Source organism: Streptomyces sp. NPDC051364 (assembly GCF_040682115.1).
In the GTDB taxonomy this organism is placed as follows: domain Bacteria; phylum Actinomycetota; class Actinomycetes; order Streptomycetales; family Streptomycetaceae; genus Streptomyces.
Genome location: NZ_JBFBAH010000030.1, coordinates 37,164 through 54,329, shown reverse-complemented (window position 1 = coordinate 54,329; position 17,166 = coordinate 37,164). Strand labels below are relative to the sequence as shown.

Sequence of the window (17,166 nt, the reverse complement as noted above, 5' to 3'; positions counted from 1 at the left end):
GCGCACATCATCTCCTCGGCCTGTACCGCTGGTTCCGGGTTCTCCGGGCACCATCGCGTTCCCTGGTCGCACGACCGGTGCCACGCTAGCCGGGCAGCGTTCAGGCCGGGGTCGAGTCGGGCGAATTCCAGATGTACTCCGATGCCGCGTCGAGAAGCCATTCGGCGAGGTAGCCGGCGAACGAGGAGCGCACCAGGACCCGGAATCCGGGCCGGTGCTCGTCGTGCGGGACCAGCACCACCTGGGCCCGGGCCAGCGTGGTCTGGGCGCAGCGGCCGGCACCGAAGGCGCGGGGGTGCAGGTCGAGGGAGCAGCCGTGCGCGAGGAGTTCGGCGGCCCGGGCCCCGCCGACCAGCAGGGTGGTGCGCTGTGCCGAGACGTCGACGACTGCCGCGTGCCGGTCGCCGACGGCCTCGCGCAGCCGGGCTTCGAGGTGCGTCCGGGTTCCGGCCGGTCCGATGACGAGCCATTCGTCCTGGCCCAGCCACAGCGCCGCGAACTCGCCCCCGCGCGCGACCGTGTTGGGTTCCAGCGGCAGCGGGAAGCCGAGCGCGAGTCCGACGGCGTCCGCAGCCGGGCCCTTGGGGTCGAGCCGTACGTCGACCTGGGCGAGGAAGGGCAGTTCCGCCAGCCGCAGGGCTCCGCCCGAGGCGCGGGTGGCGGCGGCGAAGCGTTCGGCGTACGGCGCGAGCGGGCTCCGCCCGGCGCGGCGGGCGGCGGTGTCAGCCATCGCGGCCTGCCCCCTCGGGGTCGTAGAGGACGGGACCGGTGACGGTGACCGGGACCAGGCCGCCGCCCACCGGTGCGTACAGCCGGTCGCCGATGCGCTCCCGGCCGCCCTTGACCAGGGCGAGCGCGAACGTGCGGCCGAGCGCCGCGCTGCGGTAGCTGGAGGTAACGTGTCCGAGCATCGGCACCGGAGGTTCGGGCAGCGGGGCGGCAGCGACCAGTTGGGTGCCTTCGGGCAGCAGGACGGCGGGGTCGTCCGGCAGCAGTCCGACGAGGTGCTTGCGGTCGGGCCGGGCGGTGTCGGGCCGGGTGTACGAGCGCTTGCCGATGAAGTCGGGCTTCTTGCGGGACACGACCCAGCTCATGCCGAGGTCCTGAGGGGTCACGGTGCCGTCGGTGTCCTGGCCGACGATGGGGTAGCCCTTCTCGGCGCGCAGGACGTGCATCGTCTCGGTGCCGTACGGGGTGATGCCGAGGGGGCGGCCCGCCTCGTACAGCGCCTCCCACAGCTCGGGGGCTTCCCACGGCAGTACGTTGATCTCGTACGCCAGCTCGCCGGAGAAGCTGATCCGGCACACGCGGGCCGGGATCCCGGCGACGGCCGTGTCCCGCCAGGCCATGAACGGGAAGTCGGCCGCGTCCACGGCGAGTCGGGGGGCGAGCCCGCGCAGGACGTCCCGGGAGCGCGGCCCGACGAGGGCCACGGTGGCCCACTGTTCGGTGACCGAGGTGCAGTGCACGCGCAGTTCGGGCCACTCCGTCTGGAGCCATTCCTCCATCCAGTCCAGTACGGCCGCGGCGTTGCCGGTCGTGGTGGTGACGAGGTAGCGGTCGCCGGCGAGGCGGATGGCGGTGCCGTCGTCGAAGACCATCCCGTCCGGGCGGCACATGACGCCGTAGCGGATCATGCCAACCTTCAGGGTGCTCATCATGTTGGTGTAGAGCCGGTCCAGGAAGACACCGGCGTCCGGCCCCTGCACGTCGATCTTGCCGAGGGTGGAGGCATCCATGAGGGCGACGCCCTCGCGGGCGGCGCGGCATTCGCGCAGCACCGCCGCCGCCTTGTCCTCGCCTGCCTGCGGGTAGTACCAGGGCCGTTCCCACTGGCCGACGTTCTCGAACTCGGCGCCGTGCGTGACGTGCCGGTCGTGCAGGGCGGTCACGCGTACGGGGTCGTGCAGCAGGCCTCGGTCGCGGCCGGCGAGCGCGGCGAAGGAGACCGGGGCGTACGGGGCGCGGAAGGTCGTCGTGCCCAGCTCGCCGACGTCGACGCCCAGCAGGTGTGCGACGACTCCGCTCGCGAGGACGCCGGAGGTCTTGCCCTGGTCGTTCGCGGTGCCCGCCGTGGTGTAGCGCTTGAGGTGTTCCGCCGACCGGAGGCCGGCGCCCGTCGCGCGGGCGAGGTCGTCGACGGTGACATCGCGCTGGAGGTCGACGAAGCTGCGGGCGGTGTCCGCCCCGGGGACCACCCACAGGTGCCGGGCGGGGGTCCGGGGCTGTTCGGCGACGGGCGGGAGCGGGAGCGCGTCGTGGGCGGTGAAGCCCTCGGCTTCGAGGGCTCGGGTTCCCGCGGCCCGGCCCTCGGTCAGGCAGCGGGAGAGGTCGAACGTGCCGCGTGCCGCGCCCGCGGCCTCCACGGCTTGGCGGCCGGCGTCGGGGACGAAGGTCCCGAGTACCGAGTCGTACCGCAGGCGCCCGCCGGCCTGGCTGAACAGGTGGACGACCGGGTTCCAGCCGCCGGAGACGAGCAGGAGGTCGGCGGGGATCTCGCGGGCGGCGGAGCCTTCCCCGGAACCGGGCACGGCCTCGGTCACGGTCACGGTCACCGAGGAGACCCGGGGTGCGCCCGCGGTGCCCGTCACCACATGCCCGGTGAGCACCTCGATGCCGGCCTCGGCGGCACGGCCCGCCCACTCCCCCGGCCGGGGCCGGGCGTCGACGACCGCGGCGATCGCGACACCCGCCGCGGCCAGATCGAGTACGGCCGCGTACGCGCTGTCGTTCGTGGTGAACACGACCGCGCGGCGGCCCGGTACGACACCGAACCGGTGCAGGTACGTACGGGCGGCCGCGGCCAGCATCACGCCGGGGCGGTCGTTGTCGGCGAAGGCGAGCGAGCGTTCGTGCGCGCCGGTCGCGAGCACGACCCGGCGCGCCCGGATCCGCCACACCCGCTCGCGGGAGACGTGCGCGGGGGCCTGCGCACCGAGGTGGTGGGTGCGGCGCTCCACGGCGAGCACGTGGTTGTCGTCGTAGTGGCCGAAGACGGCCGTGCGGAGCAGTACGCGGACCTCGGGCGCCGCGTCGAGCTCCGCGCCCGCCGCGGCGGCCCACTCGGGCAGCTCGCCCGTGCCGAGCAGGCTGCCGCCCGGCTCGGGCCGGTCGTCGGCGAGGATCACGCGGGCCCCGCTGCGGGCTGCCGCCGTCGCCGCTGCCAGGCCGGCCGGGCCGGCGCCGACGACGAGCAGGTCGCAGTGGGCGTGGACCGCGTCGTAGCGGGCCGGGTCGGGTGCGGTGGCGAGCCGGCCCTGCCCGGGGAGGCTGCTCGCGACGAGCCCGTCGTACAGCTCGACGGCCGTGGCGGGCAGCATCGGCTCGGGGAAGGGTTCCTCGATCTGTACGACGGCGTTCGGCTCCTCGGCTCCCGCGGTGAAGATCCCGCGCGGACGGCCGAGCTTGACGCTGCTGGCGGCCTGGTGAACGCCATGGGCGAGCAGCGCCGAAGCGAGGGTGTCGCCCCGGTAGCCCTCGTACGCGACGCCGTCGAAGCGGAAGCGGAGCGGCTGGTCCCGCCGGATGCGGCCGCGGTCGGGCAGCCGGAAGGGGTGCGCGGTCATGAGCTCACCGGCCTCGGCTCGCCGGTCCGGTAGACGGAGCGGATCTCGTTGGTCGCCGTGTCCCGGACGACGTTGAACCAGCGGCGGCAGCCGTCCGCGTGGCTCCACCGCTCGGCGAAGGGGCCCTTGGGGTTGTCGCGGAAGAAGAGGTAGCGGGCCCACGCCTCGTCGCTCAGGGCCGCGGGGTCCGCGGGGTAGGGCACGTGTGCCTGGCCGCCGTAGTGGAACTCGGCCTCGTCGCGGGGCCCGCACCAGGGACAGGGAATGAGCAGCATCGTCTCGGCTCCTCAGTGGGCCACCGCGGCCGCGCCGTGCTCGTCGACGAGCGCGCCGGTGGTGAAGCGTTCGAGCGTGAAGGGGGCGTTGAGCGGGTGGGGGGCGTCGTGGGCGATGGTGTGCGCGAAGGCCCAGCCGACTCCGGGTGTGGCCTTGAAACCGCCGGTGCCCCAGCCGCAGTTGACGTAGAGGTGCTCCACGGGGGTGAGTCCGGTGATCGGGGACGCGTCGGGGCTGACGTCGACGATGCCGCCCCAGGTGCGCAGGACGTGCGCGCGGGCGAAGACCGGGAAGAGTTCGAGGGCGGCCGCCATCTGGCGTTCGATGATGTGGAACGCACCGCGCTGCGTGTACGCGTTGTACGCGTCGATGCCGGCGCCCATGACCAGCTCGCCCTTGTGGGCCTGGCTGACGTACACGTGCACGGCGTTGGACATCACGACGGTGGGGTGCACGGGCTCCAGCAGCTCGGAGACCAGCGCTTGCAGCGGGTGGCTCTGCAGGGGCACCTCGAAGCCGGCCATCGCGGCCAGTACGGAGGAGTGCCCGGCCGCGCAGAGGGCGACCCGGCCGGCTGCGATCGGCCCGAGCGAGGTCTGTACCCCGGTGACCCGGCCGTCCTCGACGTCGATGCCGGTGACCTCGCAGTTCTGGACGAGGTCGATGCCGGCGGCGTCGGCCGCGCGGGCGAGGCCCCAGGCGACGTGGTCGTGCTTGGCGATGCCCGCGCGCGGCTGGTAGGTGGCGCCCATGACGGGATACCGCACGTCCGGGGAGGTGTCGACGATCGGGCAGACTTCCTTCACCTGCGCCGGGTCGAGCCATTCGGCGTCCACGCCGTTCAGCCGGTTGGCCTCGACGCGGCGCACGCCGTCCCGTACGTCCTGAAGGGTGTGGGCCAGGTTCAGCACGCCGCGCTGGGAGAACAGGATCGGGTAGTCGAGGTCCTCCTCCAGCCCCTCCCACAGTTTGAGGGCGTGCTCGTAGATCCCGGCGCTCTCGTCCCAGAGGTAGTTGGAGCGGATGATGGTGGTGTTGCGGGCCATGTTTCCGCCGGCGAGCCAGCCCCGTTCGAGGACGGCGACGTCGGTGATGCCGTGGTTCTTCGCCAGGTAGTGGGCGGTTGCCAGGCCGTGTCCGCCGCCGCCCACGATGACCACGTCGTAACTGCGCTTGGGCTCGGGTGTGCGCCACAGCCAGGAGGGATGTTCGGGCAGGCCGGCGCCCGGGGTCCGGGGGCTCATCGGGCGTCCCCCGACAGGCCGCGCAGGCGTCGCATCCCCGGGTCGAACAGCGGCTCCTCGGCGACGGCGGCCGCGATGCGCAGGTCGAAGTAGCCGATGTCCAGGGCGCGACCCGGCGTGGCGAGCTCCGCGGGCAGCCAGGCGTAGGCGATGCCCTTGCCGATGGTGTGGCCGTACGCGGCGCTGGTGACGTAGCCGACCGGCCGGTCCCCGTCGTACACGGGCTCCTTGCCCATGACGACGGCGCTCGGGTCGTCGACGGTCAGGCAGGTGAGGCGGCGCCGGACGTCGGCGGCGCGCCGTTCCAGTGCGGCCCGGCCGATGAAATCGCCCTTGCCCGTCTTGACTGCGAAGCCCAGGCCGGCCTCGTACGGGTCGTGTTCGTGACCCATGTCGGTGCCGAAGGACCGGTACCCCTTCTCCAGGCGCAGACTGTTGAAGGCGCCCCGGCCGGCCGCGATGCCACCGTACGGCTGCGCGGCCCCCCAGAGCGTGTCCCACAGCTTCAGCCCCATGTCGGCGCTCGTGTACAGCTCCCAGCCGAGCTCGCCGACGTAGCTGAGGCGCAGGGCGGTGACGGGAACGGCCCCGATATGGGCGCTGCGGGCCCGGAAGTACCGCAGGCCCTCGTTGGAGAAGTCGGCGTCGGTGAGCGGCTGGAGCACCTCGCGCGCCTTCGGTCCCCACAGGCCGATGCAGCAGGTGCCCGCGGTGATGTCCCGTACGACGACGGAGCCGTCGCCGGGCAGGTGGCGGGTGAGCCAGTCCAGGTCGAGGTTGCCGTTGGCCCCGATCTGGAAACGGTGGCGGGCGAGGCGGGCCACCGTGATGTCGCTGCGGATGCCGCCGTCCTCGTCGAGCATCAGCGTGTACGTGACCGAGCCGACGGACTTGTCGACGTCGGAGGTGGTCAGGCGCTGGAGGAAGGCTGCGGCTCCGCGGCCGGACACCTCCAGCCGTTTGAGGGCCGACATGTCGTACAGGGCGACGCTCTCCCGGGTGGCCAGGGCCTCTGCGCCGACGATCGGCGACCACATCCGTGCGGCCCAGTCGTTGGGGGCCGGGATGTCCCACCGGTCCAGGAGGGGCTCGTTGGCGGCGTACCACTGGGGCCGTTCCCAGCCGGAGGCCTCCAGGAACAAGGCACCGAGCTCGCGTTCTCGGACGTGGAACGGGCTGGTGCGCAGCGGACGGGGCGCACCGGCGGGCTCGAGCGGGTGGAGGATGTCGTAGACCTCGACGAAGTTCTGACAGTCGCGGGCGAGGACGTACGCGGGGGCGAGCTGGTGCGGTTCGAAGCGGTTGACGTCGCATGCGTGCAGGTCGAAGGAGGAGCAGTGGCCGTCCACGAGCCATTCGGCCATGGCGCGGCCGACGCCGGCGGAGTGGGTGACCCAGACGGCCTCGGCGACCCAGAAGCCCTTGACGTCGGGTGATTGGCCGAGGAGGGGCATTCCGTCGGTGGTGAAGGAGAAGAGTCCGTTGATGCCCTCCTCGACCTTGGCGTCCCGGGTGGCCGGCAGCAGGGACTGGGTCTCGGTCCAGGCGTCGGCGAAGTCGTCGGCCGTGAACCGCAGTACGGAGGGCATCGGCTCGGCAGAGTCCGGTGGGGCGATGTCGTCGGCGGAGACCGGCATCGGACGGTGTCCGTAGAAGCCGATGCCGAGCCGGTCGTGGCGGTCGCGGTAGTAGAGGTCGGCGTCCTGGTGGCGCAGGATGGGACGGACCGCCTCCTCGGTCTGTCCGGCGAGTGCGGGGACGGGGCCGGTCCATGCCAGCTGGTGGGCGAGGGGCGTCAGCGGCAGGCTCATCCCGACCATGCGGGCGACCTTGGGGCCCCAGATGCCGGCGCAGCACACGACGATGTCGGCGGGGATCTCGCCGCGGTCCGTGACCACGGCGGTGACGCGGTCGCCGCCGGTGGTGTCGTCGGCTTCGGTGCGGATGTCCAGGACCTCGTGGCGCTCCAGGAGGCGTACGCCCCGGGCGCGGGCGGCCCGGAGCTGCGCCTCCACGGCGAGCACCGCCTTGGCCAGGCCGTCGGTGGGGACCAGCAGTCCGCCGAGCACGCGGTCGCGGTTCACCAGGGGGTGCAACGCCACGCAGGCGTCCGGGTCCACAAGCCGGCCCTCGACGCCCCAGGAGGTGAGCCAGCCGTGCCGGCGCCGCAGATCGATGAGGCGCTCCGGGGTGGTGGCCAGTTCGAGCCCGCCGACCTGGAGGAAGCAGGGCTGCCCGTCGACGTCGAGGGTGCAGAGCTTCTCGACCGTGTAGCGGGCCAGTTCGGTCATGGTCTTCGACGGGTTCGCCTGGAACACGAGGCCGGGGGCGTGGGAAGAGGAGCCGCCGGTGGCGGGGAGGGGTCCCTGGTCGACCACGGTGAGATCGGTCCAGCCGCGCGAGGACAGTTCGTCCGCAAGCGCTGCACCCACGACACCCGCTCCGATGATGACCACGCGCGGTCCCGCCATCTACGCCCCTCCGATTCGAACGAAATCGAGTTGCCGTCAGCGCAACGTGGTGCAGGTTGCGCAACTCACACTGCCGGTCGCCCCCGGCGGTGTCAAGAGGATCGATTGCGAGGCAACTCGCCGGCGCAGAGGGGCAAACGGCCGTGCCCGGCGGGCTGTCGGAACAGCCCGCCGGGCACGGTGCGGCACTCGGGAACAGGGGGCCGGATCAGCTCTTCTTCCCGAGCCAGGCATCGACCTTCGCCCGGTTGGCATCCACCCACTTCTTGGCGGCGTCCTCCGGCGACATCTTGTCCTGCGCGATGTACTTCGCCACGAGGTTCTGGTCCTCGTTCGACCAGCTGAAGTTCTTCACGAGCTGGTAGGCCGGGCTGCCCGAATCGGCGAACTTCTTGCTGACGATCTTGTCCAGCGCGTAGACGGGGTAGTCGCAGGCCACCTTCTCGGGGTCGTCGTCGCAGCCCGCCTTGTACTCCGGCAGCTCCACCTTGACGAGCTTCAGCTCGGAGAACAGCCACTGCGGCTCGTAGAAGTAGCCGATGACGGGCGTCTTCTTGGCCTCGGCCTGGCGGAACGCCTGGATCAGCGCGGCCTCGCTCCCCGAGTAGACCACCTTGAAGTCGAGGTTCAGGTTCTTCACCAGGGCGCCGTCGTTGGTGACGAACGACGGGTCCCCGTCGAGCAGTTGGCCCTTGTCTCCGGACTCCGAGGTCTTGAGCTGGTCCGCGTACTTGTTGAGGTTCTGCCACTTGGTGATGTCCGGGTACTTCTCCGCCAGCCACGGCGGGACGTACCACCCGATGACCCCCTTGTTGCCCGTCTCCCCTGCGGCGACGGCCGTCTGCTGCTGCTCGATGTACTTCTTCTTCAGGTCCGGGTGGCCCCAGTTCTCGACGATCGCATCGACCTCGCCGGTGCCGAACCCCTGCCAGGCGACCTCTTCCTTGAGGTCCTTCTTGGTCACCTCGCAGCCGAGGTCCTTCTTCGCGACGTACGCGATGACCGCCGCATTGGCCTCGTACCCGACCCACGGGTTGACGGCGAGGTTGAAGGACCCGCACTTCCCTGCGCTGCCGCCGCCGCCCGAGGGCCCGGCGCCCGCCTCGCCGACCTTCGCGCCGCTGCATCCGGCGAGCGCGAGGGCCAGCGCCGACAGACCGGCCAGCGCCGCCCGCTTCCGGGCCGGGCGCCGCTGCGCCGCCGGCCCTGTGTTGAGCTTCCCTGTCATGTGTCCTGCCCCTTCTTCCGCCTCAGCGCCCGCCGGGGGCTGTTGCCGCCCGGTGCGCCGCCGCCTGGGTGATCCGGTCGAACATGACCCCGAGCAGCACGATGGCCAGGCCCGCCGCCAGCCCCTTGCCGTACAACTGGCCCTGCGAGAAGCCCGCCACGACGTCGTAGCCGAGGGCGCCCGCCCCGACCAACCCGCCGACGACGACCATCGACAGGACGTAGATCAGCCCCTGGTTCGTGGCGAGCGCGAGGGCGCCGCGGGCCATCGGGAGCTGGACCTTCGTGATGATCTGCCAGGTGCTGGAGCCGGCCGACACCGCAGCCTCCACCGTGTCCTGCGGCACGCCCCGCACCCCGTCCGCGATGATCTTCACCGTCACGGGGGCCGCGTAGACGACGGCCGCCACGATCGCCGTGAACCGGCTCGCGCCGAACAGGGCCAGGAACGGCACCAGGTAGACGAACGCCGGCATCGTCTGGCCCGCGTCGAGTACGGGGCGGATCAGCCGGTCGGCCAGGGCGCTGCGCCCCATCCACACGCCCACCACGACGCCGAGGGCCAGGACGATGACCGTGGCGACCATGCTGGAGGCCAGCGTCGTCATACTGTCCCGCCACAGGCCCGTGCCGACGATCAGTGCCACGCACACGGCCGCGGTGGCCGCCGCCCGCGGGCCGCCGAGCAGCGCGCCGAGGGCCACCACGACCGCGCCGACGAGCCACCACGGGGATCCGGTCAGCAGCGCCTCGAAGGGGTTGAGCAGCTGGGTGGTGACCAGGTCGCGCAGGCCTCCCGTCACACCGGAGAAGCTGCCCTGCGCCCAGGCGGTGGCGGAGTCCGCCGTACGGGCGATCGCCCCGCCGACACCGGAGCCGGCCGGGAACTGCGCCGCCCATACGTAGGTGTGGGAGAGCCAGATGCACACGGCGGTGAGCACGCCGCCGGTGAGGACCAGGGGGCGGCGCCACCGCGCCGCGCGCCTGCCGCGGCGCCTGGCGTCCTCCACCCTCCCCCGGCCTTCGGCCGGGGGGACCACCATCGCGCTTCGCTCGCTCGCCGCGGTGGTCACGCGGTCGAGCACGATGGCCAGTACGACGATGGCGAGGCCGGCGTTGAACGCCGTGCCCACGTCGAGCGTCTCCAGCGCCTTGACGACGGTCTTGCCCAGCCCGGGCGCGTCGATGAGGGCGGCGATGGTGACCATGGACAGCGCGGCCATGATGGTCTGGTTCACGCCGAGCACGACGGTCCGCTTCGACATCGGCAGCAGCACCGTGGCGAGCGTCTGGCGCCGGGTCGCACCGAGCGACTCGGCCGCCTCGACCGTGGCGGCGGGAACCGAGCGGATCGCGTGGGCGGTGATGCGTACGGCGGGCGGGGTCGCGAAGATCAGCGTGGCGATCGTGGCGGACGCCGGGCCGATGAGGAAGAACAGCGTCAGCGGGGCCAGGTAGACGAAGGTCGGCATCGTCTGCATGAAGTCGAGCACCGGGGTCGCCAGGCGGTGCACCCGGTCCGACAGCCCGGCCCAGACACCGAGCGGAATGCCGATGAGCAGCGAGACGAGGACGGCCGCCACGGTCAGGGCGAGCGTGTCCATGCTCTCGCGCCACAGCCCCTGGAGGCCGAAGAGCACGAATCCGGCGACGGCCAGGCCCGCCACCCGTACGTTCCCGAACACCCAGGAGACGTATCCGACGAGGGCGACGACGCCCAGCCAGCCGACCACCGGGACCGGGCGGCCGTAGGACGGCTGCGCGACGAGCGCCTGGAGGAAGGTGACCAGGTTGTCGATGACCAGCCGGATCTCGTTGAAGACGTAGAGGAAGACCGGGTTGCTGTTGCGGCCGGCCCCCACGGCGTCGTTGATCTCGTTGAACCGCCGGTGGAGCGGCGTCAGTTCGGCGGTGCCGAGGGGAAGGGTGTGGATGCCGCGCAGGGCGAGCCACAGCACGACCCACCCGACGAGAACCGCGGCCGCGACCAGTGCGCGCCCGCCGCGTACGGGCGCGCGCCGCGCGGCCGCCGTTGCCAGGACGGCCATCAGGCACCGCCCTCCGGGCCGGCGACGACCGCGAGGATCTCCTCGTCGCCGACGACGCCCAGCAGCCGTCCGTTCTCGACGACCTTCACGGGCCGGTCCGCCGCGAGGACGGCGCGCGTCGCCTCGCGGACGATGGTGTCCGGGCCGAGCTCCGGTCCGTCGAGTGCATCGTCGGGGCGGGCCGGGCGCATGATCCAGCGCAGGGTGAGCACGCGCGAGCGCGGCACGTCCGCCACGAAGTCCCGGACGTAGTCGTCGGCGGGCGCGCCCACCAGCTCGTCGCCCGTACCGCACTGCACCGTGCGGCCGTCGCGCATGATGAGGATGCGGTCGCCGAGCTTCAGCGCCTCGGACAGGTCGTGGGTGACGAACACCATCGTCTTGCCTACCTCGCGGTGCAGCCGGACGACCTCGTTCTGCATGTCCCGGCGGATCAGCGGGTCGAGCGCGGAGAACGGCTCGTCGAAGAGGAGCACGTCCGGGTCCCCGGCGAGGGCGCGGGCCAGCCCGACCCGCTGCTGCATGCCGCCGGAGAGCTGGTCGGGGTAGGAGTGCTCGTTCCCGGCGAGGCCGACCAGCTCGACCACCTCCATGGCACGCCGGGTGCGCTCGGCCCTGCCGATGCCGCGGATCTCCAGCCCGTACGCGACGTTGTCCAGGACCCGGCGGTGCGGCAGCAGCCCGAAGTGCTGGAAGACCATGGCGAACTTGCGCCGCCGCAGCTCGCGCAGCCTCTTCTGACCGGCTGCGCGGATGTCCTCGCCCTCGAAGACGAGCTCGCCGGCCGTCGGCTCGATCAGCCGGGTCAGACAGCGCACCAGCGTCGACTTCCCGGAGCCGGACAGGCCCATGACCACGAAGACCTCGCCGGGCGACACGTCGAAGGCCACGTCCCGTACGGCCGCGGTGCAGCCGGTGCGCTCCATGAGCTCGCGGCGCGAGAGGGCGCACAGCTCGGGCGAGTCCGGCACCCGCGCCGCCTTGGGCCCGAAGACCTTCCACAGGCCGCGGACGGAGATCACGGGGGTCCCGTCCCCGGACGCGCCGCGCTGCGACGGCAGTTCTGTCTTCGTTGCGGTCACTGTCGGCCTCTCTTCGGATGGCACCGGTTCAGCCGCGGAACCAGTTCTGTGCCCTGGGCTGGATGTTCTGCCAGATGTGCTTGGGTTCGCGGTACTCGTCCAGGCCGGTCGGGCCCAGCTCGCGGCCGACACCCGAGTGGCCGAAGCCGCCCCATTCGGCCTGGGGGACGTAGGGGTGGTAGTCGTTGATCCAGACCGTGCCGTGCCGCAGCCGCCGGGCGACGCGCTGGGCCTTGCCGGCGTCCTGGGTCCACACCGCCCCGGCGAGCCCGTACTCCGTGTCGTTGGCGATCCGTACGGCCTCGTCCTCGCCCGAGAAACGCTCCACGGTGAGCACCGGGCCGAAGGACTCCTCCCGTACGACGCGCATGTCCGGGCGGCACGCGTCGAGCACGGTCGGCGGGTAGTAGAAGCCTCCGGCGAGTGCGGGGTCCTCGGGGCGACGGCCCCCGCAGCGCAGTACGGCACCCTCGGCGAGGCCCGCCGCGACGTACTCCTCGACCTTGGACCGGTGGGCGGCGGAGATCAGCGGCCCGGTCTCGGCGGCGGGGTCGAAAGGGCCGCCCAGCCGGATGGCGGCGGCACGGCGTACGAGCTCGTCGACGAAGGCGTCGTGCAGCGGGTCCTCGACGATCAGGCGGGCGCCGGCCGAGCAGACCTGCCCGGAGTGCAGGAAGACGGCGGTCAGGGCGAAGTCCACGGCCGCCTCGAAGTCGGCGTCGGCGAAGACCACGTTGGGGTTCTTGCCGCCCAGTTCCAGCGCGACCTTCTTCACGGTGGCCGCGGCGGCCGCCATGACCCGCTTGCCCGTCTCGAGGCCGCCGGTGAAGGAGACCATGTCCACGCCCGGGTGCTCGGCGAGCGGCGCACCGGCCGCGGCCCCCGCTCCCAGTACGAGGTTGGCCGCGCCGGCGGGCAGTCCGGCCTCCTCCAGCGCGCGCATGAGCAGGATCGAGGTGGACGGGGTGAGCTCGCTGGGCTTGAGGACCAGAGTGTTGCCTGCGACGAGGGCGGGCGCGACCTTCCACGCGGCCTGGAGCAGCGGGTAGTTCCACGGGGTGATCAGCCCGCACACCCCGACCGGCTCGTACACGACCCGGCTGACGGCGTCCTCGCGGCCCGTGTCGACCACCCGGCCCGCGCTGGTGCCCGCGATCCCGCCGAAGTACCGGAAGCAGGCCACGACGTCGGCGATGTCGTACTCGCTCTCCACCAGGCGCTTGCCGGTGTCGAGGGATTCGGCGCGGGCGAACTCCTTCGCCTCCCGCTCCAGCACCTCGGCGGTGCGCAGCAGCAGCGCGCCGCGCTCCCGCTCGGGTGTGCGCGGCCACGGCCCCTCGTCGAAGGCGCTGCGCGCTGCGGCGATCGCGGCTTCGGTGTCGGCCCGCGTCGCTTCGGACACGGTCCGCACGAACGCGCCGTCGGCGGGGCAGTGAATGTCCCGACGGCCGCCCGCCACCGCTTCGCGCCACTTCCCACCGACGTACAGATCTGCCACGCGCGGAGCCTCCATCCGGATAACACCGGTATGCGAGTTGCGTATTGCGCATCGTATTGCTCGGAATGGAACGACACGATCGCCCACGGGGTGCGGTACGTCAAGGGGACGGGCGCCCGGGCACGGCGGTTGTGCGGCGCCCCGCTCAGCGGTTCAGTCGTTCCCGTTCAGCCGTTCAGCCGTTCAGCCGCCGATGCGCTCCAGCATCGCGCGGCGCCAGCGCTCGGTCTCGGCGATCTGGTTGAACGTGAACAGGTGCAGCCCGGCCACCGCGGCCTCGGGCGCACCCAGCGCGGGGACGCTCCGGCGCAGCAGCCGCTCCGGGTTGTAGCCGCCGGGCGCCGCGAAGCGCAGGAACCACGAGGGGTGCCGGGTGAGGAACTTGGCCGACTCCCCCACGCCGATCTTCGTGGCCATGGACAGCAGCTTGGCGCGCTCGACGGGCCCGGCGACCCCGACGTGCACGGGCAGCACGATCTGCCGGCGCCGTACCCGCCCGAGCCACTGCCGCAGGGTCGCCGGGTCGAAGCACAGGTTGCTGACGATGTACGTCGCGTGCGGCTGCTTGTCCCACATCGCCTGGACGGTGACGTCGTCGTCGATGAGGGGATGGCTCTCCGGGTAGCCGGTGATGCCCACGTGCGCGAACGGGCTGCCCAGCTCGCCGAGCCGACGCAGGACGGGCAGGGCCGCGTCGTACGCCCCGGCCGGCGGGTCGGCGTCGCCGGCCGGTACGAAGACGTCCTCGATACCGGCGGCGACGAGCCGGTCCACGATGTCCGCGAGGTGGCCGGCGTCGGCGATCTGCCGGGCCGGGACGTGCGGGACGACCCGGTAGCCGTGCCCGGCCAGGCGGGTGGCGAGGTCCAGCGTCGGGCCGAGGCCTTTGGCCGGGGAGGCGGTGACCGTGACGGGCACGTCCGCCGGGACGTGTGCCAGGACCTTGTCCTCGGTCGCCTTCGCCGGCAGGACCTCGTAGCGGACCCTGCGCAGGAGCTCGGCCAGGCCGCCCCCGGTGACCGGGGCCTGTACGGGGCGTTCGGGATACGGCGTGGGCCGGGCGGACATGCCGCTCCTCCTCAGGTGTGGCCGGGGCTCTGCCCCTGCTCTGCCTCGCTGCGGAGGCGGTGGTGCCGGTAGAACTCGGCCCTGGACGGCGGCAGCGGCTCGTTGCCCAGGATGAGATCGGCGGCCTTCTCGGCCACCATCATGACGGGTGCGTAAATGTTCCCGTTCGTCACGTAGGGCATCACGGAGGCGTCCACGACGCGCAGCCCCTCCAGACCGTGCACGCGCAGGCTCGCCGGATCGGTGACCGCCCCCTCGCCGGTGCCCATCCTGGCGGTGCAGGACGGGTGCAGCGCGGTCTCGCCCTCCCTGGCCACCCAGTCGAGGATCTGCTCGTCGGTCTCGACCTCCGGCCCGGGCGAGATCTCTCCGTCGTCGTACGGGGCCAGCCCGGGCCGGCCGAGGATGGTGCGGGCGGTCCGGACCGCCTCGACCCACTCGCGGCGGTCCTGCTCGGTGGAGAGGTAGTTGAACCGCAGGGCCGGGTGCACCCGGGGGTCCTTGCTCCTGATCTTGACCGAGCCCCTGGCGTCGGAGTACATGGGGCCGACGTGCACCTGGTAGCCGTGGCCCCCGGCGGGCGCGGAGCCGTCGTAGCGGACCGCGATGGGCAGGAAGTGGAACATCAGGTTGGGGTACGCGACGTCCTCGTTGCTCCGCGCGAAACCGCCGGCCTCGAAGTGGTTGGTCGCACCGGGGCCCGTACGGAAGAGCCACTGCAGGCCGATCCAGGGGCGGTGGCGCCACTTCAGGTAGGGCTGCATCGAGACCGGCTGCTTGCAGGCGTACTGGACGTACACCTCCAGGTGGTCCTGGAGGTTCTCCCCCACGCCCGGCAGGTCGTGGACGACATCGATGTCCAGGGCCCGCAGCTCGTCGGCGTTGCCGACCCCGGACAGCTGGAGCAGCTGCGGGGAGTTGATCGCGCCGCCGGACAGGATCACCTCGCCGGCCCGCACCTGCCGGGGCGCACCGTTGCCGCGGCGGTACTCGACGCCGACGGCGCGCTTGCCCTCGAAGAGGATCCGGGTCACGAAGGCTCTGGTCCGCACGTCGAGGTTGGGCCGCTTCATGGCCGGGTGGAGGTAGGCCCGGGCGGCGGACAGCCGCCGCCCGCGGTGGATGGTGCGGTCGAAGGCCGCGAATCCCTCCTGCCGGTAGCCGTTGACGTCGTCGGTCAGCGGATACCCGGCCTGCCGGACCGCCTCCATGAAGGCCGGGAAGAGGGGGCTGGAGGCCGGGCCGCGCTCCAGGACGAGGGGTCCCGAGCGGCCGCGGAACTCGTCCTCCGGGTCCGCGGCCAGGCAGTTCTCCATCCGGTTGAAGTACGGCAGGCAGTGCGCGTAGTCCCAGGTCTCCATGCCGGGGTCGGCGGCCCAGCGCTCGTAGTCGAGGGGGTTGCCGCGCTGGAAGATCATTCCGTTGATGCTGCTCGACCCGCCCAGCACCTTGCCGCGGGCGTGGTAGATGCGCCGCCCGTTCATGTGCGGCTCGGGCTCGGACTCGTACTTCCAGTCGTAGAAACGGCTGCCGATGGGGAACGTGAGCGCAGCGGGCATGTGGATGAAGACGTCCCACGGGTAGTCCGGGCGGCCGGCTTCGAGGACCAGGACGCGGTTGCCGGGATCCGCGGAGAGCCGGTTCGCGAGGGCGCTGCCGGCCGAGCCGCCGCCGACGATGACGAAGTCGTAATGCTGGGGCACCATCGGAGTCTCGTCCCTCCGTCGTCTCCGGCCGAGGGCTGCCCCCAGCCGTCAAGATGCGGCGCATGCTAGTACGGGTATCGCCAGGCGCACCAGGTTGCGTTCCGCGCAACTTTTCGGCCTCGGCTCGCCCCGGCCTGTTGTTGATGACGGCGCGTATAGTTTCGCCATGAGCAACTACGAGGCAGCCACCGAAACCGCGGGCGCGCCGGCGGGCGGGGTGCAGTCCGTCGACCGCGCCGTCAGCGTGCTGGAGATCCTCGCCCAGCGCGGCGAGGCGGGCGTCAGCGAGGTGGCGGCGGAGATCGACGTCCACAAGTCGACGGCGTTCCGGCTGCTCGGCGCGCTGGAGGCGCGCGGCCTCGTCGAACAGGCCACCGAGCGCGGCAAGTACCGGCTCGGCTTCGGCATCGTGCGGCTGGCGGGCGCGGTCACGGGGCGGATCGACATCACCCAGGTGGGCCGCCCGGTGTGCGAGCGGCTGGCCGAGGAGCTCGGCGAGACGGTCAACATCGCGATCCTGGAGGAGCAGTACGCGATCAACCTCTGCCAGGTGCGCGGCCCGGGCGCGGTCACGGCGCACAACTGGGTCGGCCAGCTGACCCCGCTGCACGCCACCTCCAGCGGCAAGGTCTTCCTCGCCCACCTCCCGGCGAAGCAGCGCGTGCAGCTGCTGGCGGAGGCAGGCCTGAAGAAGTACACGCCGAGCACCCTGACCGCCCGGACGAAGCTCGAGAAGAACCTCGTCGCGTCCCTGGACCGCGGGTACGCCATGACGTTCGAGGAGTACGAGATCGGGCTGCACGCCATGGCCGCCCCGATCCGCGACCGGGACGGCATGGTCATCGCGGCGATCAGCGCATCGGGGCCGAGCTACCGCTTCACCGAGGAGCGCATGCACGAGCTGGCGCCGCTGCTGCTGAAGGGCGCGCAGGAGATCAGCCACCGCATGGGCCACCTGGGCTGAGCGTCCGCTTCAACGG

Annotated in this window: 10 protein-coding genes and 1 pseudogene; 1 reads left to right on the top strand and 10 read right to left on the bottom strand. The window is 72.2% G+C overall.

What is annotated here, in order from left to right; all coding sequences use genetic code 11:
- Nucleotides 1-100: 100 nt before the first annotated feature.
- The 10 genes and pseudogenes from AB0M76_RS35515 to betA all read right to left on the bottom strand — a co-directional run bounded on the left by AB0M76_RS35515 (nucleotide 101) and on the right by betA (nucleotide 16,186).
- Nucleotides 101-730 carry a sarcosine oxidase subunit gamma family protein gene (locus AB0M76_RS35515; protein WP_365956876.1) on the bottom strand — a complete coding sequence of 210 codons (630 nt, stop codon included), beginning with the start codon at nucleotides 728-730 and terminating at the stop codon, nucleotides 101-103.
- A pseudogene (locus AB0M76_RS35510) lies at nucleotides 723-3,841 on the bottom strand (sarcosine oxidase subunit delta family protein). The gene AB0M76_RS35515 and the pseudogene AB0M76_RS35510 overlap by 8 nt, the downstream one beginning before the upstream one ends.
- Before the next feature lie 12 nt (nucleotides 3,842-3,853).
- Nucleotides 3,854-5,086 (bottom strand): sarcosine oxidase subunit beta family protein, encoded by a 1,233-nt coding sequence (locus AB0M76_RS35505; protein WP_365956875.1) that lies wholly within the window; start codon nucleotides 5,084-5,086, stop codon nucleotides 3,854-3,856.
- Nucleotides 5,083-7,557: an FAD-dependent oxidoreductase gene (locus tag AB0M76_RS35500; protein ID WP_365956874.1), complete on the bottom strand. Its 2,475-nt coding sequence runs from the start codon at nucleotides 7,555-7,557 to the stop codon at nucleotides 5,083-5,085. The genes AB0M76_RS35505 and AB0M76_RS35500 overlap by 4 nt, the downstream gene beginning before the upstream one ends.
- Nucleotides 7,558-7,765: 208 nt before the next feature.
- A complete protein-coding gene (locus tag AB0M76_RS35495; RefSeq protein ID WP_365956873.1) occupies nucleotides 7,766-8,785 on the bottom strand; it encodes an ABC transporter substrate-binding protein in 1,020 nt (339 codons plus the stop codon).
- Between the two features lie 22 nt (nucleotides 8,786-8,807).
- A complete protein-coding gene (locus AB0M76_RS35490) occupies nucleotides 8,808-10,832 on the bottom strand; it encodes an ABC transporter permease subunit (RefSeq protein ID WP_365956872.1) in 2,025 nt (674 codons plus the stop codon).
- Entirely contained in the window at nucleotides 10,832-11,914 is a 1,083-nt protein-coding gene (locus AB0M76_RS35485; RefSeq protein WP_365956871.1) for a glycine betaine/L-proline ABC transporter ATP-binding protein, read from the bottom strand. The genes AB0M76_RS35490 and AB0M76_RS35485 overlap by 1 nt, the downstream gene beginning before the upstream one ends.
- Before the next feature lie 28 nt (nucleotides 11,915-11,942).
- Nucleotides 11,943-13,412 (bottom strand): aldehyde dehydrogenase family protein, encoded by a 1,470-nt coding sequence (locus tag AB0M76_RS35480; RefSeq protein WP_365956870.1) that lies wholly within the window; start codon nucleotides 13,410-13,412, stop codon nucleotides 11,943-11,945.
- Nucleotides 13,413-13,595: 183 nt separating this feature from the next.
- Complete coding sequence (locus AB0M76_RS35475; RefSeq protein WP_365956869.1) at nucleotides 13,596-14,480, bottom strand: 5,10-methylenetetrahydrofolate reductase; 885 nt, start codon at nucleotides 14,478-14,480, stop codon at nucleotides 13,596-13,598.
- An 11-nt stretch (nucleotides 14,481-14,491) separates the two neighbouring features.
- Entirely contained in the window at nucleotides 14,492-16,186 is a 1,695-nt protein-coding gene (gene betA / locus AB0M76_RS35470; protein ID WP_365956868.1) for a choline dehydrogenase, read from the bottom strand.
- A gap of 166 nt (nucleotides 16,187-16,352) precedes the next feature.
- Here betA and AB0M76_RS35465 point away from each other — a divergent pair, with 166 nt between their 5' ends.
- Nucleotides 16,353-17,150, top strand: coding sequence for an IclR family transcriptional regulator (locus AB0M76_RS35465; RefSeq protein ID WP_365956867.1), 798 nt, complete (start codon nucleotides 16,353-16,355; stop codon nucleotides 17,148-17,150).
- Nucleotides 17,151-17,166 lie beyond the last annotated feature (16 nt).